The following is a 24,552-nucleotide window of genomic DNA, read 5'->3' on the forward strand; positions in this document are numbered from 1 at the left end:
CGGCGGGCTGCAGCGCGGTCAGCAGCAGGTCGGCGAAGCCCGCATCGAGCACGAGCGGCAGGCTCTGCGGCGCGATCGCGGCGCGGAAGCTCAGCAGCCGGCCGCGGCCGTGGGCCTGCGCATACAGCAACGGCGCGCCGTCGGTGTCGCGCGCGAGCACGCCGACGTTCTCGAGCGCGATGCCGTCGAGCAGCGCCGTGCCGCCCTTGTCGACCCAGTCGAGCAGCGCCGGCGTCGCGGCGCCGGCGAGCCAGAACACGATCCGCGTATCGGCCGCGAACGGCGCGTCGGGTGCGTCGGCGCTCAGGCGATAGCGTTCGACGTCGCCGTGGTTGCCCGCCGCGACGGCGGCGCGCAGATAAGGTGCCGCGGCCGTCGCGTCGCGTTCGCGCAAGGAGACGTGCACAGGCGCCGAGGTCGCGGCGGCCGGCGTCGGCGCCACGTTCGCCGGTGCCGCGGCATCGACGATGCGCCAGTCGGTTTCGCGGCTCAGCCGGATCGCGCCGCCGTCGAGGCCGTCCAGCGCGGCCGGCGCGACGACATGTAGGCGCGTCGTCGCGGGCAGTTCGCCGTCGAGTTCGCGCAGCAGGCTGGCCAGCGGCAATTCGCCGTCGGTCCTCGGCACGGGGTCGCTCAACGACGGGAAGCCCGGCGCGAGCCAATGCCAGTCGGCCGTTGGCAAGCCCGCCAGCGCGCGCGCCTGCGTCGCATCGACGCCGGGCGCGACGACGATCCAGTCTGCGCCGGCAGCCGTCGCACCGTAGCGCACCGGCACGGCCAGCAGCAGCGCGAGCGCGGCGAGCAGGGCGAGGCGCACCAGCAGCAGCGGCCACTGGTCGAGCCGCAGCCGGCGTCGCGGCCGTGCGGCCGAGCGTATCCAGCGCAGCGCGGCGAACGGCGTCACGGTCGGTTCCTGGCGCCGGTTCAGATGCAGCAGCAGCGGGATCGCGAGCGCGAGCAGCGCCGTCAATCCGAGCGGCAGCAGCAGTCCCAGGCTCATGCGGACTCGGCTCCGGCGCGCGTGCCGAACAGCCGGCGCAGCGCGACGTCGGGTTCGGCGTCGAGATAGTGATGGCTCAGGCGTATGCCGCTGGCCGCCAGACGCGTCTGCAGTGCCTGCTGCGCATCGGCGAAGTCGCGCAGATAGGCCGCGCGCGCGGTCGGACCGTCGGCCAGCACTTCGGCGCCGCTTTCGACGTCGATGAAGCGGCGGTTGTCGCGGAACGGGAAATCGCGCTCTTCCGCCGTCAGTATGCGGATCAGCACGACCTCGCGCCGCGCCGCGGCCAGGCGTTCGGCCAGCGCGACGGTGTCGTCGTCGAACGCATCGCTGAGCAGCAGCACGAGCGACGCCGGCGCGATGCGTTCCCAGAGCGGCAGCAGCTGCGGCGCATCGGGCCAGCGGCCGGCGGCCTGCCAGCGCAGCAGCTCCTGCAGGCAGCGGTCGCGCTGGCGCGGACCGCCGTCGGCGCCGACCAGCGCGAGCGGTTGCGACGACAGCGCGGCGATGCCGAAGCGGTCGCCCTGGCGCAGCGCGAGCTCGATCGCGCAGGCGGCCAAGGTGCGCGCCGCGTCGAGACGGCTGTGCCGCGGCGCGGCCGCGTCGGTCTGCGCCATCGACGCGCTGGTGTCGACGAGGATCCACAGATCCAGCGGCGAATCGCTTTCGGATTCGCGCACGAAATAGCGGTCCGAACGCGCGAACAGCTTCCAGTCGACGCGGCGCGGCTCGTCGCCGGGCGCGTAGGCGCGGTACTGCGCGAACTCCAGGCCGACGCCGCGGCTGCGGCTGCTGTGCTGGCCGAGTCCGTGCGCACCCGCTGCGCGCCGCGGCACGAGCCGCAGGTCGCGCAGACGCGCGCGCAGAGACGGCGTGACGAGTGCGTCGGTCATGCGGCGAGCGCGCCCCGCGCGGGAAGACGTCGATACCGATGGACACCCGGCTGTCGCGGCTCGCGTCGCTCACCGCCGACGCGATTCGTCGCGGCACGGCCCGCAGGCTGCGGTGAGCGCTCCGAACCGCAACGTCGTGCCGCCGAACGGCGCGTCACGTTCATCAGCGCGGAAACGCCACGCCGTCGAGCACGGCCGCGACGACGTCGTCGGCACTGCGGCGCTCGGCCTCGGCGACGAAGGACAGCAGCAGGCGATGGCGCATGACCGGCGCGGCCAGTGCGCGCACGTCCTCGCGTGTCGCGGCGAGACGGCCGTGCAGCAGCGCGCGCGCCTTGCACGCCAGCACCAGCGACTGCCCGGCGCGCGGGCCCGCGCCCCAGCGCACCCATTCGCGCACGGCGGCGACGTCGGAGGTCTGCGGCCGCGTCGCGCGCACGAGGCGCGTGATCCAGGTCAGCACGTCCTCGCCGACCGCGACGTCGCGTACGAGCTGCTGCAGCGAGAGCAACTCCTCGCCGCTCATGACCGCGCTCACGCGCGCGCCGCCGCGGCCGGTGGTCTGTTCGAGGATCGCGCGTTCCTCGGCCTCGTCGGGATAGTCGACGCGGATGTGCAGCAGAAAACGGTCCAGCTGCGCCTCGGGCAGCGGGTAGGTGCCGGCCTGCTCGAGCGGGTTCTGCGTCGCGAGCACGAAGAACGGCTGCGGCAGCGCATGCGTCACGCCGGCATAGCTGACCGTGCGCTCCTGCATCGCTTCGAGCAGCGCGGCCTGCGTCTTCGGCGGCGTGCGATTGAGCTCGTCGGCCAGCAGCAGGTGCGTGAACACCGGCCCGCGCTGGAACTTGAAGTGGCGCCGGCCCGTGCCATGGTCCTCTTCGAGGATCTCGGTACCGAGGATGTCGCTCGGCATCAGGTCCGGCGTGAACTGGATGCGGTGGAAATCCAGGTGCAGCGCCTCGCCGAGACTGCGCACGAGCAGGGTCTTGCCGAGTCCCGGCACGCCTTCGAGCAGGCAATGGCCGCCGGCCAGCAGCCCGGTCAGCAGCTGCTCGACGACGGCCTGCTGGCCGACCACGGCCGCGCCTATCGCGCCGCGCAGCGCCTGCAGGCGGTCGAGCTGCGATTGCAGGGACTGTTCGGTCAGGGGCGTGCTCATGCGGCAATCCGTATTGACAGCGGTGAATGAGGCGGGCGGCGCCCGTACTGGCATAGTGCCGTCGCATTGTGGGGCGCGGCTCCGGCGCGGCAAGACTGCCATTGGTCAGGCATGCTTGTTGCCGGTGGCGGCCCGGTCCCTGGGAACGGCTGCCGGCCGGCGAGCGATCGTACCGGTCGGACGCGCAGGTCGAAGGTGAAGCAGATGAAATTGGTCGGCGGTCGCACGGAACAGGAGTATCGCGAGGGGCTGGTTCGCTCGAATCTTTCCCTGCGCAACAGCAGCAGCCGGCTAGGCGCCGCGCTCGAAGCGGCGGGCGTCGACGTCGCGAACGCCTATGTGGTTTTCTGGATTCCCGAGCAGGCCGAGGACATCTATCAGGTCCTGACGCCGGCTCGCGAAATCGTGACCGTCGAGCTGTCTCGCTACTCCGATGATGTACTGCTGCTGGAGCGGCAGTCGCTGAAGGACTACGAACGAGGACGTTCGCAGCAAGATCGGATCAAGCTGGCCGTCGCTCTGGACTTGATCGTGTCGAAGCGTCGCGGCGTTCGTTGACCAGACGACAGTCGTCGCCACGAACATCGACGATGGTGCGGTTCGTCTGTCGGCTGACCGACAAACCTGCGTGTCGGTCGCCGGTCACGGTAAGCGCAGCGAACCGCAAGGTTCCGCTCTTCGTCGCCGCGTGAGGGACCGGCGACCCGGGCGAGCTGCCGCGGCAAGACGCGGTCGATCGCTGATCGTGTCCCATCGCATTCCCGTCGACGATGCGGCGCGTAGCGAGCCGAATGATCGCGCCGCTACGCCGTCAGCGCATACACGACGACATTGACCGCGAACTTCGTATTGTCCTCGGCCAGCCAGCGCTTGTTGCGCCAGTCGTAGTCCCATTCGCAGCCGTAGTCCTTGTTGCTGTAGAGCACGCCGAGGCGGCCGTCGATCGTGATGCCGCGCAGGTAGTCGTGGACGAGGTCGTCGCCCCAGCCGTTGAGCTCGAAGCCGGTCGCGGGCGGGTCGTCGAAATGGAAGAAGCTGTGATAGACCGGATGCTTCTTCGGCAGCTTCTGCAGCGCCTGCGCGCCGAAGATCTGCGCCATCTGCGCTTCGAACGACTTCGCGAACAGGCCGTCGATGTCGTGGTTGCAGTCGTCGACGAAGACGAAGCCGCCGTTCCTGACGTAGCGCTCGAAGTTGCGCTTCTCGTCGGGGTTGAACTCGACGAGCTTGTGGCCGGCGAGGTAGCAGAAGTTCGCTGTCAGCATGCGCGGATCGGCCAGCGGCAGTACCTGCTCGACCGGATCGACGCGCAGGGTCGTGTACTGGATCAGCGCGTCGATGAGGTTGGACGGCATGCGCTGGTCCACGTCCCAGTCGCCGGATTCGTACATCAGGCGCGTGAAGCGGAAGTCGTAGCTTTTCGCCTCGGCGCGCAGCCGCGGTGCCACGAGGGCGCCGGCGCCGGCGGCGCAGAGCAGGCGGAGAAATTCAGCGCGGGTCATGGGCAGAACCCTCTCCCCCGGGCGAGCCCGGAGGAGAGGCAGTACAGGCAATGCTGGATATGCCAGCGGTCACACCGCATCCGACAGCGAGGTGAACGTGAAGTCGCGGATCTTCATCGGCGGGATCATCATGACGAACGGCGATTCGTCGTCGCCGACGCGCACCGGCTTGCCGAGCTCCTCGATGTTGTTGAGCATGATGACCGGCGATTCGTTGAAGCGGAAGTTCTTGATCGGGTACTTGATCTCGCCTTCCTCGACGTAGAACGTGCCGTCGCGCGTCAGGCCGGTCAGCAGCACGGTCTGCGGATCGACCATGCGGATGTACCAGGTGCGCGTGACGAGGATGCCCTTCTTCGTGCTCTTGACGAGATCCATCGTCGACTTGTCGCCGCCGATCATGATCAGGTTGCCGGGCTGGCCCTGCGCCGTCTTCTTTTTCTGCTCGGCCCAGTAGCGCGAATACTGCAGGTACTCGACCTTGCCCTTGTTGATGATGTTGACGCGCTCGCGCGGCAGGCCGTCGTTCTGCGGATCGAACGGAATCACCGCCGCTTCCTTGTCCCAGGGATCGGCGTAGATCGTGACGCGCTCGTCGAACAGCTTCTCGCCGAGCTTGTTGCCGCCGCCCTTCTTGGACAGGAAGCTGCGGCCTTCGTCGGCCTGGCGCGCGTCGAAGCCGAACATCATGAACGAGATCAGGCCCGCGCTCGCAGCGGGTTCGAGGATGACCGTGTACTTGCCGGGTTCCAGCGCCTTGGCGTCGACCGAACGCTTGGCCTTGTCGATCGCGATCGCGATTTCCTTCTTCGCGTCGAACGCGTCGATGCCGCGCAGGTTGCGCGCGACCCAGCCCGAGCCGCGGCCGTCGTCGGTGCGCACGGTGCAGGTGAAATCGGCGCCGGCGGACTTCTGGTAGAAGAAATTGCCCTTGCTGTTGGCCGCGGCGAAGAAGCTCTGCGAATCGGACAGGAAGCCCGCGGCGACGAGCTTGTCGGCCTTGCACGGCTCGATGCAGGCCGCGGCGACGTCGGCGCGGTATTCCGGCGCGATCGCGGCGGTCTTCGCGTCGAAGGTCTCGCTGGGCTTGTAGGTCTGCTTGTCGATCGCCGGCAGGAACTCGGGGTTCTCCGGCGCGAGCCTGGCCAGTTCCTCGGCGCGGCGCACGACCTTCTCCAGCGAGGCGTCGTCGAACTCGTTGATCGTCGCGGTGCCGACGCGCTTGCCGAACGCGACCTGCACGCCGAGCTGCAGGTCGTCGACGATGCCGCTCGTCGACACGCTGTTGAGCGCGTAGCGGATGTTGCCGGTGATGCTGCCGTTGAGCTGCGCGCTGCATTCGTCAGCCTTGGACAGCTTGACGACCTTCTCCAGGATGGCCTTGGCTTCCTGCTCGGAAAGAATACCCATGATCGTTTCTCCTGTGGATCAGCCGAGGCTGCGCGCAGTGTTGATGACGTTGATGCCGTTGAAGCGCGCGGTGGACGAGCCGTGCGACACGGCCGACACCTGGCCCGGCTGGCCCTTGCCGTCGAAGAACGAGCCGCCGAGGCGGTAGTCGCTCTGGTCGCAGACCGCGACGCAGGCGTTCCAGAATTCCGGCGTGCGGATCTGGTAGGCCACGTCCTCGATCATCTCGGTGACCTTGCCGTTCTTGATCTCGTAGAACAGCTGGCCGCCGAACTGGGCGTTGTAGCGCTGCTGGTCGATCGAGAACGAACCGTCGCCGACGATGTAGATGCCGTTCTCGATGTCCTTGATCATGTCGGCCGGCGACAGCTTGGCTTCGCCCGGCGCGAGCGAGACGTTGGCCATGCGCTGGAACTGCACGCTGGACCAGGAGTCGGCGTAGCAGCAGCCCTGCGATTCCTTGAGGCCGAGGATGTGGGCCTGGTCGCGGATGACCTGGTAGTTGACGAGCTTGCCCTTGCTGATGAGATCCCAGCGCTGGGTCTTGACGCCTTCGTCGTCGTAGCCGACCGCGCCGAGCGAACCGGGCTGGGTCTTGTCGGCGAAGATCGTGACCTTGTCGCTGCCGTACTGGAACTTCTCCTTCCACTTGTCCAGGGTCGCGAAGCTCGTGCCGGCGTAGTTGGCTTCGTAGCCGAGCACGCGGTCGAGCTCCAGCGGATGGCCGACCGATTCGTGGATCGTCAGCCACAGGTGCGACGGATCGAGCATGAGGTCGTACTTGCCCGGCTTGACCGAGCGCGCCTTGAGCTTGGCCTGGGCCTGCTTGGCCGAGGCGACGGCGTCCTCGACCATGTCGTAGGAGTTGCCGTAGACCACGGCGCCGCCGGGCAGGGTGACCTTGTCGGCCGCCTTGGGCTCCAGGTATTCGTAGCCCATGCCGCGCGGATCGGAGAGGCCCTGGCGGATGCGGAACTTGCCGCTGGCCTTGTCGACGGCGGTCACCGTCATCGGCGCCCAGATGCGGTGTACGTCCTGGTCGATGTAGGAGCCGTCGGTCGACGCGAAATACTTCTGCTCGTTGACGAGGAACAGGGTCGAGTTGATGAAGCTCGCGCCGGCCTTCAGCGCCGCGGCGTTGACCGACAGCAGCAGGTCGACCTTGTCCTTGATCGGCACTTCCATGGCGTTCTTGACGATCGGCGTCTTCCAGCTGACTTCGCCGGCGCCCTTGACCGGCGCGAGCTCGACCGGCTTGGCCTGCAGGCGCGAGTTGGCCTTGGCGATCGTCACGGCCTGGCGCGCGGCCTTCGCGACGGCGTCCGGCGTCGCGACGCTGGTCGCGGCGAAGCCCCAGGTGCCGTTCGCGATCACGCGGATGCCCACGCCCGAGGATTCGGTGTTGACGACGTTCTCGACGCGGTCCTCGCGCGTGACGACGAACTGGCGCAGGTAGCGGCCGATGCGCACGTCGCAGTAAGTCGCGCCGCTGGCCTTGGCCGCTTCGAGCGCGGCGTCGGCGAGTTTCTTCTTGGTCGCGACGTCGACCTTGCTCAGCAGTTCTTCCGCGGCGATGGCACGGCCGTACACGGGCAGCAGCAGGGCGCCGAGACCGGCGCCGGCGAACTGCAGGAAATCGCGTCTATCCATTGTTGATTCTCCCGATGGGGCAGCTTCGATGGGCGGCGGCACGGAAAGGTTGCGAGGACGCGCAGACGCCGGGGCGTCCGATCTTCGGTCAGCCGTCGCGGCGCTGTCCCGTGACGAAGGGCATGGGTAAGCGCGGCGGGGTTGCGCGTTGGCGGGCGTATGGCCGGCCCGGCGGCAGACCGGATGGCGGGAAAGGGCCCTCTCTCCCGGGCGCTCGGGAGAGCGAGCGGGTGAGGAGGAGAAGCATCCGATGCGAGGTTGGCGGTTTTTCGGCGGAAAACCCGCCGGGCGACGTCGAGCCTGAAGCCGCATACGGCTGCCTGGGCTCGGCTTCGCTTCCGGCGGCGCCGGAACCCAGGCGCCGCCCCACTCGCATTGGCAATCGCGCCCCCAAACGAACAGCGGGGCCGTAGCCCCGCTGCGTACTGCGTTGCCTCAGTCTCGCTCAGAACTCGAACGAAGCGCCCGCGTAGTAGCTGCGCGCGAGACCCGGTTCGATGCCGTTGGAGAACACGCGGCTGTAGTACTTGTGGTCCATGAGGTTGGAGACGCCGGCCAGCAGGCGCACCTTGTCGGTGACCCAGTAGTCGCCGCTTAGGTCGGCCACGGTGTACTGCGGCACCTTGGCCGGGATGAACCGTGCCGGATCGGTCGGGAAGGCCGGCTGGTTGGAGTCCTGGAAATACTGGCTCGCGACCGAGACCCAGGACAACGCGACCTTGTAGTGGTGATCCTCGCGCCAGTTCAGGCCGGCACGGGCCAGGTAGCGCGGCGAGAACGCCGGCTTGTTGCCGAGGTTGGCCGGGTTGCGCGTGGCGGTGAACTCGGCGTCGAGCAGCGACACGTTGGCGAACACCGAGAAGTGGCGCTGGGTCTGCGGATCGCGCGCGGCGAGGAAGTCGTAGTCGACCTGGCCCTCGAAGCCGCGATGGCGCGTGTCGCCGGTGTTCACGTTGATCGTGTTGTTGGCCGGCGCGCCGGGGCCGGCCGGCTGGCTTTCGATGCGGTCCTTGACGTTCACCTGGAACAGGCTGACGTCGTAGAACAGGCCGTCGACCGGATTGCCGTGCACGCCCGCCTCGAACGACAGGATGTGGGTCGGATCCGGATCGTTGATCTCGCCAGCCGCGGTGTTGCCGAACGGCGAGCCGATGTCGAAGTAGCGCACCGGGCGCCAGCCCTGCGAGACGTTGAAATAGGTCTCGTTGAGGTGGCCGAAGTCGTTGCCGAAGCCGAGGCCGAACAGCGGCACGTTGTGCGTGACGGTGCGGTCGACGCGGTCGCGGGTCAGGTTCGGCGGCTTGATCGATTCCTCGACGTCGACCTTCTCGCGTTCCAGGCGCACCGACGGCACGAGGTGCCACTTGCCCCAGCGGAACACGTTCTCGGCGAACACCGCGGCGTAGTCGGTCGAGCGCTCGTGGTTCAGGCGCGCGCAATCGACCTGGGCCGGCGTCAGGCAGGTCGGCGTGAAGCGTTCGCTGCGCGGCACGCTGAGGTTGCTCGCGGTCCACTGGCGGAACGGCGCATCCGAGTGATAGCCGGTGAAGCCGACCGTCAGCGCATTGCCGCGGGCCCAGCGATGCAGCAGGCGCGCGTCGATGCCGCCGTAGCGGAACACGTCGTCCTGCAGCTGCGCGCTGGTCGGCGGCGGCTGCGGCGCGACGAAGCCGGCTTCCGAGCGCGAGGCCAGGTTCTGGTAGCCGCTCCAGACCTTGGCGACGAGCTGGGTCTTGTCGTCGAACTTGCGCTCGTGGGTCAGGCTGAGCTGGTAGCGCTCGGTCCACAGGCGCGCATCCGGCGTCGTGGTCGTGTCCTCGTCCCGCTGGAACACCGAGTAGCTCATCTTGCCGGGGTCGCCGGTTTCCAGGTCGTAGCCGTGGAAATCCACCGCCCAGTAGGCGGCTTCGTCGGGGCGGTAGCCCAGGTGGAAGTCGGCGCCGGCCAGGTCGGAATCGCCGTTGTTGCGCTGGCCGTCGGTGCGGCGGTAGTGCACGTCGGCGAGGTAGTCCCAGCTGCCCGAGGTGCCCGACAGCGTGTTGAACGTCGCGAACAGGCCGTTCGTGCCGACCACGTTCTCGCTGTAGCCGGCCAGCTCGCGGTCGGCCACGGGCTTGCGGCTGACGAGGTTGATCGTCGGCGGCGGTTCCGGTCCGTACAGCAGCGAGCTGCCGCCGCGGATCGACTGCACCGTCGCGATGGTCTGCGGCAGCGGGAACGAATAGATGGTCGGATAGCCGATCCAGTCGGCCTGCAGCGGGATGCCGTCCTGCAGCACCGTGACGAATTCGGATTCCTGCGGATTGCCGATGCCGCGGTAGCTCAGATTGGTCTGGCCCGGCGCCTGCTGCTCGGACACGAGCAGGCCCGGCGTCTGCGAGAACACGGCGCGCAGGTTGTTGTCGATGATGGTCGGCAGACGGTCGAGCTTGGTGATCGACGTCTTCTTCGTGACGGTGATGAACGGCCCGTCGACTTCCGGCATCAGATAGTCGAGCTTCACGCGCCAGGGCGCGATCGCATGGACATCGATGTCACGGAGCTTGACGGCGTCGTCCTTGCGGCCGGTCCCTTCGGTGGCGGATTGCTGGGCGTGGCTCGCGGAAGCCAAGCCCAGTCCGATCAGCAGGACCAAGGTCCTGATGCGCAACGGTCGTTTCATGATTTCCCCTGGCTATGTGTCACTGGCTGGGCGTGAAGCATCGGCATTCTTGCCGATCGGGAAATTAGGAAAACGGCCTGGCGGACTAGGTCTATAGAACTAGGTTCATGTTTGAAATCTAAGCCCTTCGGCGAGGATGTCAGATCTGTCAATGGCTTCGCACCGGTCGGGCAGCGGGCCGCAGGGCGCGCACGTGCGGCGATCTCGGTTCCGTCAGTGGGTTTCGCGCTGCCCGCCTATCCAGGTCTCGTGCACGCGCCAGTCGTCGCCGACGGCGACGAGGTCGGCGGCCTGGCCCGCGGCGATGCGTCCGCGGCGTGCGGCTAGCCCAAGGAATTCGGCCGGCCAGGCCGAGGCCATGCGTGCCGATTCCTCCAGCGGCAGGCCGAGCAGTTCCACGCCGTTGCGCACGGCCGTGATCATGTCGAGCGCCGAACCGGCCAGCGCGCCCTGTTCGTTGACGCATTGCCCGTCGCGCAGCAGCACGCGCTGGCCGGCCAGGGTGTATTCGCCGCGTTCGCCGCCGACCGGCGGCATCGCGTCGGTCACGAAGAACGTGCGGCCCGGCGGCTTCGCGCGTATCGCCGTGCGCAGGCTCGCCGCATGCACGTGATGGCCGTCGTTGATCAGGCCGCACCAGCTGTCCCGGTGATCGAGTGCGGCGCCGACCGCGCCGGGCTCGCGGCCGGTCAGCGGCGTCATCGCGTTGAACAGGTGCGTCACGCCGCGCACGCCGAGCGCGAACGCCTGCATGAGCCGCGCGTAGTCGGTCGCGGTATGCCCGGCCGCGACGATGACGCCGCGGCGCACGAGCTCGCTGAGCGCCGCATCGGACACCTGCTCGGGCGCCAGGGTCAGCACGGTGACGCCGCGGCGCAGCGAGGCGGCCAAGGCGACGTCGTCGCCGTCCGGCGCGCGGAACTTCGCCGCGTCGTGCGCACCCTTGCGCTGCGGCGCGAGATACGGTCCTTCGAGATGGATGCCGAGCACGCCGGGCACGCCGTCGGCGATCGCCGCATCGACCGCGGCGATCGCCGCGGCCATGGCGGCGGGCGTGTCGCTGATCAGGGTCGGCAGGAAGCCGGTCGTGCCGTAGCGCCGGTGCGCCGCGCCGATGCGGCGTATGGTTTCCACGGTCGGCGCATCGTTGAACAGCACGTCGCCGCCGCCGTTGACCTGGCAGTCGATGAAGCCCGGCAGCAGGATGCGGCCGCGCAGGTCGTGGCGCTGCGCCGCGGCCACGCGCGGATCGTCCGCGGCGACGACGGCCGTGATCGTGTCGCCGTCGACGAGCACGGCGAGACCGCTGCGCAGCCCGTCGTCGACGAGCACGCGGGCATTGACGAGGGCGATGGTCATCAGACGGTTTCCGTGACTTTGTTCAGATGCGGCGGCAGGTCGGGATTGTGGCCGCGGCGCAGGGCCAGCGCGTTGCAGGCGCGGTAGAAGCTCTGCACCTGAAGCAACGGCGCGGCGGCCGGGTGCACGCGCTCGGGCAGCGGCAGGTCGCTGCCGGCCGGATCGCCCGGCGCGGCGACGAACACGCGGGCGCCGCGCGTGCGGAACTCCTGCGCCGCGGCCAGGGTGCCGGCCTGCGTGCCGTCGTCCTGCGCGAACACGAGCAGCGGGAAGCCCTCGCCGATCAGCGCCATCGGTCCGTGCCTGACCTCGGCCGCGCTGAACGCTTCGGCGTGCAGCCCGCTGGTCTCCTTGAACTTCAGCGCGGCCTCCTGCGCGGCGCCGAGGCCGAGGCCGCGGCCGAGCACGAACAGGTTGCGCGCCGGCGCCAGGCCGTCGACCAGTGCGGTCCAGTCGTTGTCCCAGCTGCGCGCGAGCGCGCCGGGCAAGCCTTCGAGCGCGTCGGCGAGCTCGCGCCGCGCGCTCCAGTTCGCGACGAGCTGAAGCAGTGCGGCCACGGTGCACAGGTAGCTCTTGGTCGCCGCGACGCTGCGCTCGGGGCCGGCGCGCAAGGCGATGACGTCGTGCGCGACCGCGGCCAGCGGCGAGTCTTCGGCATTGACGAGCGCCAGTACCTGCGCGCCGGCCGCGCGCGCGGCTTCGGCGCTGCGCACGAGGTCGGGGCTCTTGCCGGACTGGGAGATCGCGACGAACAGTGCGCCGTCGAGCTGCAGCGGCGCCGCGTAGACCGACGTGACCGACGGCGAGGCCGACGCGGTGCTCAGGCCGAGCTGGGTCTCGAACAGGTATTTCGCGAACGTCGCCGCGTGGTCGGAGCTGCCGCGCGCACAGGTCACGATGAAGCGCGGCGGCTGCGCGCGCAGCCGCGCGGCCAGGCGCGCGACCGCATCGGCATTGGCCGCGAACTGCGCGGCGATCAATTCGGCGCTGCTGTGCGCCTCGCGGAACATCAGGGTGGATTCGACGGCGGGCAGGGCGGTCATGCGGTCCTCGCAAACGGTGGCGCCGGTGGCCGGCGACGGGCTAGGCGCCGGTGAGTTCGGCGACGAAGTCGTACATGTCGCCGCGGTACCAGGAACAGGTGAATTCGACGACGCGACCGTCGTCGAGAAAGCTGCGCCGCTCGATCAGCAGGCCGGCTGCGCCGACCGCGACGTCGAGCTGGCGCGCCTGGTCGGCGTCGAAGTTGACCGCGCGCAGGCGCTGCAGCGCGCGCTGCGGACGCAGGCCGAGCGCGTCGAGCGTTTCGTACAGCGAATTGACCACGCGTTCCGGGTCGGGCAGCAGGTTCAGCGGCACGGCCGTGCGCTCGATCGCGAGCGGCTGGTCGCCGGCATAGCGCAGGCGGTAGAGCCGTGCGACGCGCACGCCCGGCGACAGCGACAGGGCCATGGCCTCCTGCGGCGTGACCTCGCCGCTGCCGCGGCTCAGGAACACCGAGCGCGGATTCAGGCCGCGCGCGCGCAGGTCGTCGCTGAAGCTCGTCAGGCGCGAGAACGATTTGACGATGCGCCCGGCGACGAAGGTGCCGGCGCCCTGGCGCTGGATCAGCACGTCGTCGGCGACGAGTCCGGCGATGGCCTTGCGCACGGTCACGCGCGACAGGCCGAGCTGCTGGCTCAAGTCGCGCTCGCTCGGCAGCGCCGAGCCCGGCGGCAGCTCGCCCGAGGCGATCGCGCGCTCGATCAGGCTGCGCACGCGCATCCAGGCGAGTTCGCGCTGCGCGGCCTTTTCCCTGCCGAGCTGGCGCCAGAGCTTGAGCAGCGGAGTGGACATGGGGTGTGACAATACCAGTCAGATACCAGATCCGTAAAGCGGTCGCGACTGGTCGCTGCCGATCTGGCTTATTCAAGGCAGAGCCCGGTTGCGCGGTCGGCGCCCACGGCTGCGCGGCCGGCGCGTCGGCGAAAGGCGCGTCCGGGCCGCGCCACCAGGTTCCCGGCCGTTGCGGCAACCCGCCTTTCGCGCGGCCGTCACGCTCGTTTTTCACTGCCGGCGGCAGTATGGACCACGCGCCGCGCCGGCGCAGGCTTTGCGCTCTGGTATTTCAGTGGTATTGTCGCCGCGCTAGTGCCCAGGAGTGTCCATGACCGCCCCAGCCAGCCAAGTCGACCCCTTCGATCTCGTCATTTTCGGCGGCACCGGCGACCTGGCCGTGCGCAAGCTGCTGCCGGCGCTGTACCACCGCTACGCCGACGGCCAGATCCAGCCGGGCAGCCGCCTGATCGGCGTCGCCCGCGATGCGCTCAGCGACGCCGATTACCACGCGCGCGTCCGCGAGGCGGTCGTGAAATCCCTCGGCGCGGACCTGCCCGAGGAAACCCTGAGCGGCTTCCTCGGCCTGATCGGCTACCACGCGCTCGACGCGCGCAAGGACGCCGGCTGGGACGCGTTCGCCGCGGCCATGCACGCCTCGCCCGAACGCGTCTGCGTGTTCTACCTCGCGACGAGCCCCGACATCTTCGTGCCGATCTGCGAGCGCCTGCGCGAGCGCGGCCTCAACCACGCCCGCGCGCGCGTCGTCGTCGAGAAGCCGATCGGCCGCGACCTGCAGTCGGCCACCGCGATCAACGACGCGCTGGGCCGCTGCTTCGCCGAGCAGCAGACCTTCCGCATCGACCACTACCTCGGCAAGGAGACCGTGCAGAACCTGGTCGCGCTGCGGTTCGGCAATGCGCTGTTCGAGCCGCTCTGGAACGCCGGGCACATCGACCACGTGCAGATCACCGTGGCCGAGACGATCGGCGTGGAATGGCGCGCGGGCTTCTACGACGGCGCCGGCGCGCTGCGCGACATGGTGCAGAACCACCTGCTGCAGCTGCTCTGCCTCGTCGCGATGGAGCCGCCGGCGTCGCTCGCGCCCGACGCGATCCGCGACGAGAAGCTCAAGGTGCTGCGCGCGCTCAAGCCCATCGACGAGACCAATGCGGCGCAGTGCTCGGTGCGCGGCCAGTACCGCGCCGGCGCGTCCAACGGCGGCGCCGTGCCGGGCTATCTCGAGGAAATCGGCCGGCCCGAATCGCGCACCGAGACCTTCGTCGCGCTGAAGGCCGAGCTGCGCAACTGGCGCTGGGCCGGCGTGCCGTTCTACCTGCGCACCGGCAAGCGCCTGCCCGAGCGCGTGTCGGAAATCGTCATCACGTTCCGCGCGATTCCGCATTCCATCTTCGGCGAGTCGGCCGGGCAGATCTCGCCGAACAAGCTCGTGCTGCGGCTGCAGCCCGACGAAGGCGTCAAGCTCTGGCTCATGAACAAGTACCCCGGCCCCGGCGGCCTGCGCCTGCGCCGCGTCGCGCTCGACATGAGCTTTGCCGAGGCCTTCGGCGTGCGCAATCCGGACGCCTACGAGCGGCTGCTCATGGACGTCGTGCGCGGCAATCCCACCTTGTTCATGCGCCGCGACGAAGTCGAGGCGGCCTGGGCCTGGGCCGATCCCATCCTCGCGGCCTGGGAAGCCGGCCACGATGCGCCGAAGGGCTATACCGCCGGCACCTGGGGGCCGAGCGCGGCCGTCGCCCTGATCGAACGGGACGGAAGGACCTGGCATGAAGATGCCTCTTGATAGCGTGCGCGAGCCGGCCATCCGTCGTCGCGACCTGCACGCGAACCTGATCGAGCACGCCTACGCCGATTCGGCCACGTTGGCGCGCGCGCTGGCCTCGGCCGTGGCCTGCGACCTGCGCGACGCGATCCTCACGCGCGGCGTCGGCCTGCTCGCCGTTTCGGGCGGCAGCACGCCGCGGCAGTTCCTGCGCGAGCTGGGCCGTATCCGGCTCGACTGGGGCCGGGTCGTCGTGACGCTCGTCGACGAACGCTGGGTCGCGCCCGACGACGCGCGCTCGAACGCGCGGCTGCTGCGCGAGACCCTGTTCGCCGGCGCGGCCGCGGCCGCGCGCTTCGAGCCGCTGTTCGAGCCCGCGCGCGATCCGTCCGCTGCGTTGCTGCGCATCGCGCGGCGCATCGACGCATTGCCGCTGCCGTTCGACGCGGTCGTGCTCGGCATGGGCAACGACGGCCACACGGCTTCGCTGTTTCCGGGCGGCGACACGTTGGCGCAGGCGCTCGACCCGCACGGCCGCGAGCGCGTGGTCGCGCTGAGCGCGCCGGCTGCGCCCGAGCCGCGCGTGACCTTGACGTTGCCGACCCTGCTTGCAACGGCCGCGCTGTATCTGCATATCGAAGGCCAGGAAAAACGCAGCGTGCTCGCGCGCGCGCTCGATCCGCAGACGCGCAGCGAACAGATGCCGATCCGCGCCGTCGTCAAATGCGCCGGCGAGCCGCTGCGGATGTACTGGTGTCCGTGATGCCGCTGCGGCCCGCAGGTTGCGGTGAGCATCGCGAACCGCATCATCGCGGCGCCGATGCCGCGAAAGGCGGCGTGTTCTTCGCGACAGGAACGGCCTCGGCGTTGCGGTTCGCACTCGGCGCTCACCGCAACCTGCGGGAGCGCGGAGGATTGCGGTGCGCATCGTGAACCGCAACGTCTCGGCGCCCGCATCGCGGAACGTGGCGGGCACGGCGATCGGTCGGACGGCCGTTTCAGCCGGAACGACCGGCGCGACCGGGCAATGCCGCGGTGCCGCCGTTCGTTATCACGGCGCCTGTCCGGTGTATTCGTTTGTCGGGGTTCTTTGCGGCATGAGGACCACGACGTTGCGGTCCGCGCCTCGCGCTCGCCGCAACCCATGTGAGACTGGGAGCAAGCGATGGCACTGAATCCGACTCTGGCTGCGGTGACGCGCGCGATCGACGAGCGCAGCCGCGCGACGCGCGAGCGCTATCTGGCGCGCATCAAAGCGGCGCGCAACGACCAGCCGCGGCGCAATCGCCTGTCCTGCGGCAATCTCGCCCACGGCTTCGCCGGCTGCGCCGCGACCGACAAGCAGCGCCTGCGCGACGGCGTCGCGCCGAATATCGGCATCGTCACGGCCTACAACGACATGCTGTCGGCGCATCAGCCCTACGAGCGCTATCCGGAACTGATCCGCGCGGCCGCGCGCGCGCGCGGCGCGACGGCCGAAGTCGCCGGCGGCGTGCCGGCCATGTGCGACGGCGTGACCCAGGGCCGCATCGGCATGGAGCTGTCGCTGTTCTCGCGCGACACGATCGCGCTGGCCAGCGGCGTCGCGCTGTCGCACGACATGTTCGACGCCGCGCTGTACCTGGGCATCTGCGACAAGATCGTGCCCGGCCTGCTGATCGGTGCGCTGCACTTCGGCCATATCCCGGCCGTGTTCGTGCCGGGCGGGCCCATGCCCAGCGGCGCGAGCAACGACGAGAAGTCGCGCGTGCGCCAGCGCTATGCGGAAGGCAAGGCCGACCGCGCCGAGCTGCTCGACGTCGAGGCGCGCTCGTACCACGCGCCGGGCACCTGCACGTTCTACGGCACGGCGAACTCCAACCAGATGCTCATGGAGATCATGGGCCTGCAGCTGCCGGGTTCGAGCTTCGTGCATCCGGGCAGCGAGCTGCGCGATGCCTTGACCGTCGCCGCGGTCGAGCGCGCGCTCGCGATCACGGCGCTCGGCGAACGCTATCTGCCGGTCGGCCGGCTCGTCGACGCGCGCGCCATCGTCAACGGCGTCGTCGGCCTGCACGCGACCGGCGGCTCGACCAACCATCTGCTGCATCTCGTCGCGATCGCGCGTGCGGCCGGACTGGAACTGCGCCTCGAAGACTTCGACGCGCTGGCCGGCGTCGTGCCGCTGCTCGCGCGCGTCTATCCGAACGGCAGCGCCGACGTGAACCAGTTCCACGCGGCCGGCGGCATGGGTTTCCTGATCGCGCAGCTGCTCGACGCGGGCCTGCTGCACGGCGACATCGAGACCGTCGCCGGCGCCGGCCTCGACGCCTATCGCGGCGCGCCGGTGCTGCAGAAGGGGGGGCTGCTCGAATGGCGGCCGAGCGCATCGCAAACGCTCGATGCGAACGTGCTGCGTCCGGTCGTGCAGCCGTTCCGCGTCGACGGCGGCCTGCGCCTGCTCAGCGGCAATCTCGGCCGTGCCGTCATCAAGGTGTCGTCGGTGCCCGAGGATCGCCACACCATCGAAGCGCCCGCACGCGTGTTCGACGACCAGGACGCGGTGCAGAAAGCGTTCGACAACGGCGAGTTCGCCAGCGACGTCGTCGTCGTCGTGCGCAACCAGGGCCCGCGCGCGAACGGCATGCCCGAGCTGCACAAGCTGACCCCGGCGCTCGGCGTGCTGCAGGGCCGCGGCCTGCGTGTCGCGCTCGTCACCGACGGCCGCATGTCCGGTGCCTCGGGCAAGATCCCGGCCGCGATCCATCTGACGCCCGAAGCCGCCTGCGGCGGCCCGATCGCGAAACTGCGCGACGGCGACCGCGTGCGCGTCTGCGCCGTCAACGGCCAGGTCGAAGCGCTCGTCGATGCGGCGGAGTGGGCCGCGCGCGCGCCGGCGCGGGCCGATCTGTCGGCCAATAACGCCGGCCTCGGCCGCGAGATGTTCGCGATCTTCCGCGCCCAGGTCAGTCCCGCCGACCAGGGTGCCACCATTTTCGGAGTCGTCGAATGAGCACTGCGATGCCGGCGCGCCAGCAAACGATGGAAACGATCCTGCGCCGCGCGCCCGTCGTGCCCGTCGTCATCGTGCACGAGCTCGCCCAGGCCGTGCCGCTCGCGCGCGCGCTCGTCGCCGGCGGCCTGCCCGCCGTGGAAATCACCTTGCGCACGCCGGTCGCGCTCGACGCGATCCGCGCGATCGCGAACGAAGTCGACGGCGTCGCCGTCGGCGCCGGCACCGTGCTCAACGCCGCCGACCTGCTCGCCGCCGAAAAAGCCGGCGCCTGCTTCGCCGTCTCGCCGGGCCATTCGCCGGCGCTGCTGGATGCGGCCGACGACAGCGACCTGCCGTACCTGCCCGGTGCGTCCACCGCGAGCGAAGCCATGACCTTGCTCGAACGCGGCTACCGCTGGCAGAAATTCTTCCCGGCCGTACCGGCCGGCGGCATCGAATTCGTCCGCGCGCTGGCCTCGCCGCTGCCCCAGGTCGGGTTCTGCACGACCGGCGGCATCGGCGCCGCGAGCGCGGCCGCATGGCTCGCGTTGCCGAATGTCGTTGCGGTCGGCGGGTCGTGGCTGACGCCGATGGAACTCGTCGCAGCGGGAGATTGGGCCGCGGTGGAAGCGCTGGCGCGCGAAGCGGCGGCGCTGCGCGGCTGAGGCGAAGCAGGGCGCGCGCAGCTGTCGCGAACCTTTTTTTCGACTACCTGCGCGGCAGCACGGGAGCCGGGTTCCGCGAGGCTTTTTTCGTCCACTTCATTCCGGGCCGATCCCACCCGCTCTGGGGCTACGCGGATTCGGCCACGCGCGGCGGCTGCTTTCGGCAGTGGCCGCATCGGCAAGCATTCGTTGAGGAGTACAACCGTACGATCGGACAGGTCGTCTGAAGTAACGGCAATCAGCAGACGATGCAGGTTGGCGTAACGATGACGAGCCGTCCAGCCGTCGATGGTGCATGATCCGTTCCTGCGACGTCCGGGAAACGTACGAACGCGTACGGGCAAACTCAGGGCATTCGACGATGCATGCAATGAAATGGCTGTTGCGACGCGGGGCGTTGCTTTTCTTCGCCTCCGCCGCCGGTGTTGCCGGCGCCGGCTGGCAGCAGGACTGGAACGAAACGGGTCCGGCTTTCAGTCTGAGCTCCAGCTATCCCCTGGAGGTGGCCGGCGCAGCAGACGGCTCGGCGCTGATCGGGTTTTCCGAAGCCTTCGACTATCGCCTGTCGCGCGTCGACGGCAATGCTCGCATGGTCTGGCATGTCGCCCTGTCGCCGGGGGAATGGACGCCGTCGGTGATCTACGCCGAGCCGGATGGATCCGCGCTCGTGATGTTTACCGGGCCGAGCTATGCGAGTGTTGCGCGATTCGATGGGGCCGGCGGGCTGCAGTGGAGCTCCGCAGTCCAGGGCACGCGCTTCGCTGTCGGTGCCGATCGGGTTTCCGCGGTGCTGGCGCTGCCCGAGTCGTCGACGGTCATCACGGCGACCGACCGCTACAGCGGTCAATGGCTCTGGCAGCGGCGCATCTCCGATCTCACGAGTCATTTTTTCAACGCGCCGCCGGCCGTCGACGGCGACGGCAACATCTACGTCGCCGGCAACGGCAGCGGCAGCGCGCCGCTGCTGGTCAAGCTGGATCCGCAGGGCAGCCTGCTGTGGCGGGCCGCCGTTGCGGCGAACAACACGGTGGTCGTGCGCGACGGGCGCGTTTATGCGGCCGGGGGCGACGTGCTGCAGGCGCTCAGCGCGGTCGATGGCCAGCCGCTCTGGAGCAGGAATGGTTGCGTGGAACGCGACAACACGCTGTCCTTCATCGCCGGCGACCCGGTTTGCGCGACCGGCGCCGAGGTCAGCCGTCTCGAGGCGACGAGTGGCGTCGAGGTCTGGCGTCGCGATGCGGCCGGCAACGTACTCGGCGTGTTCGGCGGCGACGTGTACGTCGGCTCGGATCCGGTGTCGTTCCCGCCCGCCGATGCAGTGCTGCAGCGCCTGGCCGGCAGCGACGGCGCACCACAATGGCAGCGGTCCCTGACCTTTCCGGTGCGCGGCCATATCTGGCAGGTGGCGAACGACTTGGTCGGCGTCGTCGGTCCCGGCTCTGTAGCGGATACGGTCGCGTTGCATCGCTACCGTATCCAGGACGGCAGCTTGTCCGACATTCGCAGGTTGGCTGACGTGCCGCGGGGCGTGATCGACGCGGGTGAAATCCGCGACGGCGCGGATCTGTTCGTGCTCGGCCAAACGCCGTGGAAACCGCTGCCGGCGCGCGTGCGGCGCCTGTCGGCCGACAGCGGTGCAGTGCTGTGGGAAAACGCGACCACGCAGCGCAATCCCTTCGTGGATATCGCGTTGACGCCGAACCGGCTGCTGCTGGCCGAGCAGACCGATATGGCGCAAGCGCTCGTGCGCAGTCTCGACCGCACGAGTGGGCAGCAGCGTTGGGAGCGCAGCGTCGCTGACGTCCCGGTGAACAGTTCGGTCACCAAGCCGCCGCGCGTCGTCGGCCTCGGCGATGACGACGCGCTGGTCAGTTTCGGCTACGGCAGTCTGGCGGGGCCTTCCTTGTCGCGCCGTGTGCAGGAGCTGCAGAGGCTCGATGACGCCGGCGGCGAGGTGCTGTGGAAACAGCAAGTCGCCGAGTGGTACGACACGTCGTACTCGGCGACGTGGGAGGAGCCTGCCCTGTTTGCGATCGGCGAAGATGCGCTGCTCTGGCCCGCGGCCGGCATGTACGGTCCACTGTCCATGGGCTTGCAGCGCCGTTCCGGCAGTGACGGTGCATTGGATTTCTCGGCGGCCGTCCTGCCGTTCTTCCGGGCCGCACGGCTTTCGGCCGCTGCCGACGCAGTATTCGCCGGGACCGTTCCTGACCAGAACACGCTGCGTCTGGTGAAACGCAGCGTGTCGTCGGGCGAGCTGCTGTGGCAGTTCGACTATCCCACGACGCCATGGCGCGCTCTGGAGGTCGTCGACCTGCTGCCCTTGGCGGACGGCGACGTTCTGCTGATGGTGCTGTTCTATCAGCCTGGGGTGACCGTCGAGCAGTCCACGCACCTGCTGCGCATCAAGGCGGATGGCAGCGGGCTGCGCTACGCGTACCAGACCCACCGGCAAGGAAAGATCCGGGACACGATTTCCCGCGTCGTCCTCGGCGCCGACGGCGAGGCGCTGTTGCGGCGCCGGATCGATCAGGACCGCCGCGGCATCGACTTCCTGCAGCGCTTCGATCTCGTGCAAGGGCGCGTGACCGGCTCGCAGGCGCTGGCGCTGCGCGGCGTCGATCCGTTCGTATCGCGCACAGACTGGGGCAATACCTTCGAGCCGCACGGCGACGGCCTGCTGATTTCTGGCACGGCGCTGCAGTCGCCGCTGCCGTCGACGCGGCGCGACGCGCTGCTCGACATTGCCGTCACGCAGCGCGGCGATCTGGCACTGCAACTGCCGGTGTTTCCGCCCGGCATCGCCGTCGGTGACGACGTGCCGTTCGCGGTCGGCGCGAGCTACACCGGCGACGCCGCCATCACCGACGCGACCCTGATCGTCGAGTTGCCATGGCAGGGCAGCGAGAGCGGATTGAGCTGCGACGGCCCCGGCGTGACCCGCTGCGGACTGCGAGTTCGCCATGGCCAGATCACGGCGCGTTTCGACGCGACGCCCGGCGCGCAGCTGACGCTGCGCGGCACGGTGCGCCGACTGGATGCGCCGGTGCTGGAAAAGAGCGTGCTGCGCGCGATCGTGCAGGGGCCGATCGGGCTGCTCGAAAGCGAGGCGTCGAACAACTTCGGCAGTGTTGCGGTGGATGGGCCGATCTTTGCGGATGGATTCGACGGGTGAGGCGGTCTGGCAACGCTTGCGGGTACTCGCAGGCCGATTCCGCTTTGACGCGCGACGCAATGCAGACACTGCTGTGAGGTGAACCATGACGCGATCGGAACGGGCTTGTCAGATCTGGGCGGTACTGGCTTGGGCAGCGCGCAACCGTCAATCCATCACCTATTCGCAACTGGAGTCGATCACCGGCGCTCATCGCGCGGGGCTCGGCCAATTGCTGGAGCCGATCCAGTCCTACTGCTTGATCAACAACCTTCCGCCGCTGACGGTTCTCGTTGTCCAGCAAGAGTCCGGTCTTCCCGGCAGCGGTTTCAGCGGCTCTACCGCCGAAGACCTCGGCAGATCACTGATGGCGGTGTTTGCTATGGACTGGCTGGCGCACGGCAATCCGCAACCCGAGAAGCTGGAAGCGGCGGTAAAGGCGCATCCGTCCAATGCTGCGCGCTGAGTAATCGTTCAAAGCGATGCCGTTTTTCGTCGGAGCATCGCTGCGCTCTGGTTTTCCCGAAGGCCGTCTAGCATGAGTACGCCCAAGACCGAAGTGGCCGACCTGCTGCGCTCACTTCCCGATACCACGAGTTACGAAGACATCCAGTACCACCTATACGTCATCCAGAAGACCCGGCGTGGCCTTGAAAGGGCCGAGTCGGAAGGTGCGCTGAGCCACGAAGAGGCTCAGAAGCGGCTGGGTCGATGGCTTGCGAACCGAGCTATTGCCGAGCCGTAGACGACATGGAGCAGGTCATCGGTGCATCGACGAACCACCGCCAGGTAAGCGCAGGTCGCCGAGGGTTGACTGTTCGCGGCTGAGGAACGGGAAGCGCGGCCGCTGGACGAAAACGCCGGAGCGGCGCATTGCCGCTCCGGCAGCAGCGGGGCTTATGGTCCCGGATGGAACGTCGCTTCCATCAGCCCGCGCACGTCGCGCGACAGAATCGCGAGCGCATCGAGAATCGCGACGTGTGAGCGCGGTTCCGGCGATTCGAACTGCGTCTGAGCCGCCGACTCGCTGAGCGCCTGGATCGCCGCGATGCGATCCAGCATTTCCTCGTGCAAGGCCTCGCGCTGCGCCGGCGTGTCGAGCACGTACGCGAACATCACCGGATTGGCCGAGCGGATTTCGCGGCTCAGGGGATAGAACGAACCGAGGCGGGTCATGGCGCGCATCTCCTATGGCAGGAAACGGCGCGGCCGACGTGGATCTGGCAACCGGAACTCCGTCCGGTGCCGCAGAACGCATACCGACTATCCATGGACAACTCCCTTTGCGTGGAGTCGCCACCCGGAACAACAGAGCGAGAAAGGGTGGCGAACGGTGTGCGGGTTAGCAGACCGGCGTAGGACCGGCGAGCCTTGCGGCTCCCCACACACCGCCGCCAGAAATCGGCAGACGACGCCGCACGAAATTCGGGCGTAAAAAAACGCCGGCATTCGGTGCGGCGCTGTGTGCGCCTACGGTTTCGGGCTGCTAAACCCGGTTGCCGAATTGGCGGCAACGGGCGGATTGTTATCCTGGTTCGGGCGAGCGTCAAGGGTGTGGATTTGTCCCTTTCGTCTACTGGTGGGAGGAAACGCCTGCTCTAAGCAGTGTTAAGTCGGGTAGGCTCTTGTGTAGTTGAAAGCCTCAGCATTGCCACAACAGATTGGGCGATCATTGCTCCGGCAGGTATCGGGTAACGGCTAGGTGTTGGATAGGAAAGGGGCAGATCGTGCTGACTTCAGTGCGTCCAGTTTGGCCTGTAAATCAAGATCTAGGTCGCTTGCCATGCATCTAAAGCTATTTTTCCTGCCGTCAAAGGCGGTGGCATCCCGTATCACCGAGACTTTCGGCTTTGTCTGGCCAACTGCTGCTGCGATCTGGAACCTCAGGTGGCAAGTTCAAGGCTTAGTTGGCGCCTACCCAAGCATCAGCGAGAAAGAGCTCTTGGGGCGCTTTGTTGATGGAAGCGGGATCAATGGTGTGAACCTTCGTGGAGCTTGCATAGAAAAAAGTTGGGAAGATCAGCAAGAGCAATTTGCTAAGTTTCTTTTGTTCGAGCTTTGTGCGCTATATGAATCTTGGAGTGAAGCCATTACCGAACAGCTCTCGCTGCCTGGTGATTCTTGGAGGAACTTGCAGTTTCCTTCTGGTATGACGCGAGGAGGTCAGCCAAGTGGTATTGCTAAGATTCTAAACCTCATTGCTGGCAATGCATCGCCGGTGTTCAGCGCTTCATTTCATTCATCGCTCAAGACAAACAGAAAGTACTCACCAAAGAACTTAGAGGAACTACTTATCTGCTATCGGTACTTTAAAGAGCTACGAAATTACTTAATTCATGGGTCAGATTCGGCGTATCAAAAATTAGTTATTGCCGAAGGAAACTACAGTGTTCTGACTGCTGGAGTCTGTAATTTGAACTGTGTAGCTGCTCTTTGCTAGAAGGCGGCGCAAGTCGCAAGGAGCGAGAGAGTGGCGAAGAAGTTGGACGAGTCGATGCTGGATGGCCTGCTGTCGGAGTGCAA

The 24,552-nt window shown here is 68.2% G+C and carries 20 protein-coding genes; 9 read left to right on the plus strand and 11 right to left on the minus strand.

Annotation, left to right across the window (positions count from 1 at the left end):
* From NON22_RS05890 to NON22_RS05900, 3 genes are all read right to left on the minus strand, one after another.
* On the minus strand, positions 1–1,000 hold a 1,000-nt coding region (locus NON22_RS05890), incomplete at its 3' end, for a BatA domain-containing protein (RefSeq protein ID WP_257386002.1).
* On the minus strand, positions 997–1,893 hold the full coding sequence (locus NON22_RS05895; RefSeq protein WP_257386003.1) for a DUF58 domain-containing protein: 897 nt from the start codon (positions 1,891–1,893) through the stop codon (positions 997–999). The genes NON22_RS05890 and NON22_RS05895, both read right to left, overlap by 4 nt.
* 163 nt (positions 1,894–2,056) lie before the next feature.
* Positions 2,057–3,052: an AAA family ATPase gene (locus NON22_RS05900; protein ID WP_257386004.1), complete on the minus strand. Its 996-nt coding sequence runs from the start codon at positions 3,050–3,052 to the stop codon at positions 2,057–2,059.
* A 204-nt stretch (positions 3,053–3,256) separates the two neighbouring features.
* Between NON22_RS05900 and NON22_RS05905 the strand changes: the two genes are divergently transcribed.
* Positions 3,257–3,610, plus strand: a complete 354-nt coding sequence (locus tag NON22_RS05905; RefSeq protein ID WP_257386005.1) for a hypothetical protein — start codon at positions 3,257–3,259, stop codon at positions 3,608–3,610.
* 245 nt (positions 3,611–3,855) lie between these two features.
* Here NON22_RS05905 and NON22_RS05910 read toward each other — a convergent pair whose 3' ends face one another.
* The 7 genes from NON22_RS05910 to NON22_RS05940 all read right to left on the minus strand — a co-directional run bounded on the left by NON22_RS05910 (position 3,856) and on the right by NON22_RS05940 (position 13,471).
* Positions 3,856–4,554 (minus strand): DUF4159 domain-containing protein, encoded by a 699-nt coding sequence (locus tag NON22_RS05910; protein ID WP_257386006.1) that lies wholly within the window; start codon positions 4,552–4,554, stop codon positions 3,856–3,858.
* A 69-nt stretch (positions 4,555–4,623) separates the two neighbouring features.
* A complete protein-coding gene (locus NON22_RS05915; RefSeq protein WP_257386007.1) occupies positions 4,624–5,964 on the minus strand; it encodes a TldD/PmbA family protein in 1,341 nt (446 codons plus the stop codon).
* Between the two features lie 18 nt (positions 5,965–5,982).
* Positions 5,983–7,614, minus strand: coding sequence for a TldD/PmbA family protein (locus tag NON22_RS05920; RefSeq protein ID WP_257386008.1), 1,632 nt, complete (start codon positions 7,612–7,614; stop codon positions 5,983–5,985).
* A gap of 445 nt (positions 7,615–8,059) precedes the next feature.
* On the minus strand, positions 8,060–10,276 hold the full coding sequence (locus tag NON22_RS05925) for a TonB-dependent receptor family protein (RefSeq protein WP_257386009.1): 2,217 nt from the start codon (positions 10,274–10,276) through the stop codon (positions 8,060–8,062).
* Positions 10,277–10,489: 213 nt separating this feature from the next.
* Entirely contained in the window at positions 10,490–11,635 is a 1,146-nt protein-coding gene (gene nagA, locus NON22_RS05930; RefSeq protein ID WP_257386010.1) for an N-acetylglucosamine-6-phosphate deacetylase, read from the minus strand.
* Entirely contained in the window at positions 11,635–12,678 is a 1,044-nt protein-coding gene (locus tag NON22_RS05935; protein ID WP_257386011.1) for an SIS domain-containing protein, read from the minus strand. Before NON22_RS05935 ends, nagA begins: the two co-directional genes overlap by 1 nt.
* Before the next feature lie 40 nt (positions 12,679–12,718).
* Positions 12,719–13,471: a GntR family transcriptional regulator gene (locus NON22_RS05940; protein ID WP_257386012.1), complete on the minus strand. Its 753-nt coding sequence runs from the start codon at positions 13,469–13,471 to the stop codon at positions 12,719–12,721.
* A gap of 310 nt (positions 13,472–13,781) precedes the next feature.
* Here NON22_RS05940 and zwf point away from each other — a divergent pair, with 310 nt between their 5' ends.
* The 7 genes from zwf (at position 13,782) to NON22_RS05975 (ending at position 22,774) form a co-directional block, all read left to right on the plus strand.
* Positions 13,782–15,257, plus strand: coding sequence for a glucose-6-phosphate dehydrogenase (gene zwf, locus NON22_RS05945; protein ID WP_257386013.1), 1,476 nt, complete (start codon positions 13,782–13,784; stop codon positions 15,255–15,257).
* Positions 15,241–15,999, plus strand: a complete 759-nt coding sequence (gene pgl, locus NON22_RS05950) for a 6-phosphogluconolactonase (RefSeq protein ID WP_257386014.1) — start codon at positions 15,241–15,243, stop codon at positions 15,997–15,999. Before zwf ends, pgl begins: the two co-directional genes overlap by 17 nt.
* Before the next feature lie 402 nt (positions 16,000–16,401).
* Positions 16,402–18,228 carry a phosphogluconate dehydratase gene (edd, locus tag NON22_RS05955; RefSeq protein ID WP_257386015.1) on the plus strand — a complete coding sequence of 609 codons (1,827 nt, stop codon included), beginning with the start codon at positions 16,402–16,404 and terminating at the stop codon, positions 18,226–18,228.
* Positions 18,225–18,875 (plus strand): bifunctional 4-hydroxy-2-oxoglutarate aldolase/2-dehydro-3-deoxy-phosphogluconate aldolase, encoded by a 651-nt coding sequence (gene eda, locus NON22_RS05960; RefSeq protein WP_257386016.1) that lies wholly within the window; start codon positions 18,225–18,227, stop codon positions 18,873–18,875. Before edd ends, eda begins: the two co-directional genes overlap by 4 nt.
* Positions 18,876–19,245: 370 nt before the next feature.
* Complete coding sequence (locus tag NON22_RS05965) at positions 19,246–22,050, plus strand: outer membrane protein assembly factor BamB family protein (protein ID WP_257386017.1); 2,805 nt, start codon at positions 19,246–19,248, stop codon at positions 22,048–22,050.
* Positions 22,051–22,135: 85 nt separating this feature from the next.
* On the plus strand, positions 22,136–22,495 hold the full coding sequence (locus NON22_RS05970) for a hypothetical protein (RefSeq protein ID WP_257386018.1): 360 nt from the start codon (positions 22,136–22,138) through the stop codon (positions 22,493–22,495).
* A gap of 72 nt (positions 22,496–22,567) precedes the next feature.
* A complete protein-coding gene (locus NON22_RS05975) occupies positions 22,568–22,774 on the plus strand; it encodes a hypothetical protein (RefSeq protein WP_257386019.1) in 207 nt (68 codons plus the stop codon).
* Positions 22,775–22,926: 152 nt separating this feature from the next.
* Here NON22_RS05975 and NON22_RS05980 read toward each other — a convergent pair whose 3' ends face one another.
* Complete coding sequence (locus tag NON22_RS05980) at positions 22,927–23,205, minus strand: hypothetical protein (RefSeq protein ID WP_257386020.1); 279 nt, start codon at positions 23,203–23,205, stop codon at positions 22,927–22,929.
* 607 nt (positions 23,206–23,812) lie between these two features.
* On the opposite strand from NON22_RS05980, the gene NON22_RS05985 reads away from it, so the two are divergent.
* Positions 23,813–24,469 carry a hypothetical protein gene (locus tag NON22_RS05985; RefSeq protein WP_257386021.1) on the plus strand — a complete coding sequence of 219 codons (657 nt, stop codon included), beginning with the start codon at positions 23,813–23,815 and terminating at the stop codon, positions 24,467–24,469.
* Positions 24,470–24,552: the final 83 nt, after the last annotated feature.

This window comes from Tahibacter caeni (assembly GCF_024609805.1).
Lineage (GTDB): Bacteria > Pseudomonadota > Gammaproteobacteria > Xanthomonadales > Rhodanobacteraceae > Tahibacter > Tahibacter caeni.

Bases quoted from the DNA above. Each gene is read 5' to 3' on its own strand.
- NON22_RS05895 (WP_257386003.1), bottom strand. From the start codon at position 1,893: ATGACCGACGCACTCGTCACGCCGTCTCTGCGCGCGCGTCTGCGCGAC.
- NON22_RS05900 (WP_257386004.1), bottom strand. From the start codon at position 3,052: ATGAGCACGCCCCTGACCGAACAGTCCCTGCAATCGCAGCTCGACCGC.
- NON22_RS05905 (WP_257386005.1), top strand. From the start codon at position 3,257: ATGAAATTGGTCGGCGGTCGCACGGAACAGGAGTATCGCGAGGGGCTG.
- NON22_RS05910 (WP_257386006.1), bottom strand. From the start codon at position 4,554: ATGACCCGCGCTGAATTTCTCCGCCTGCTCTGCGCCGCCGGCGCCGGC.
- NON22_RS05915 (WP_257386007.1), bottom strand. From the start codon at position 5,964: ATGGGTATTCTTTCCGAGCAGGAAGCCAAGGCCATCCTGGAGAAGGTC.
- NON22_RS05920 (WP_257386008.1), bottom strand. From the start codon at position 7,614: ATGGATAGACGCGATTTCCTGCAGTTCGCCGGCGCCGGTCTCGGCGCC.
- NON22_RS05925 (WP_257386009.1), bottom strand. From the start codon at position 10,276: ATGAAACGACCGTTGCGCATCAGGACCTTGGTCCTGCTGATCGGACTG.
- nagA (WP_257386010.1), bottom strand. From the start codon at position 11,635: ATGACCATCGCCCTCGTCAATGCCCGCGTGCTCGTCGACGACGGGCTG.
- NON22_RS05935 (WP_257386011.1), bottom strand. From the start codon at position 12,678: ATGACCGCCCTGCCCGCCGTCGAATCCACCCTGATGTTCCGCGAGGCG.
- NON22_RS05940 (WP_257386012.1), bottom strand. From the start codon at position 13,471: ATGTCCACTCCGCTGCTCAAGCTCTGGCGCCAGCTCGGCAGGGAAAAG.
- zwf (WP_257386013.1), top strand. From the start codon at position 13,782: ATGACCGCCCCAGCCAGCCAAGTCGACCCCTTCGATCTCGTCATTTTC.
- pgl (WP_257386014.1), top strand. From the start codon at position 15,241: ATGAAGATGCCTCTTGATAGCGTGCGCGAGCCGGCCATCCGTCGTCGC.
- edd (WP_257386015.1), top strand. From the start codon at position 16,402: ATGGCACTGAATCCGACTCTGGCTGCGGTGACGCGCGCGATCGACGAG.
- eda (WP_257386016.1), top strand. From the start codon at position 18,225: ATGAGCACTGCGATGCCGGCGCGCCAGCAAACGATGGAAACGATCCTG.
- NON22_RS05965 (WP_257386017.1), top strand. From the start codon at position 19,246: ATGAAATGGCTGTTGCGACGCGGGGCGTTGCTTTTCTTCGCCTCCGCC.
- NON22_RS05970 (WP_257386018.1), top strand. From the start codon at position 22,136: ATGACGCGATCGGAACGGGCTTGTCAGATCTGGGCGGTACTGGCTTGG.
- NON22_RS05975 (WP_257386019.1), top strand. From the start codon at position 22,568: ATGAGTACGCCCAAGACCGAAGTGGCCGACCTGCTGCGCTCACTTCCC.
- NON22_RS05980 (WP_257386020.1), bottom strand. From the start codon at position 23,205: ATGACCCGCCTCGGTTCGTTCTATCCCCTGAGCCGCGAAATCCGCTCG.
- NON22_RS05985 (WP_257386021.1), top strand. From the start codon at position 23,813: ATGCATCTAAAGCTATTTTTCCTGCCGTCAAAGGCGGTGGCATCCCGT.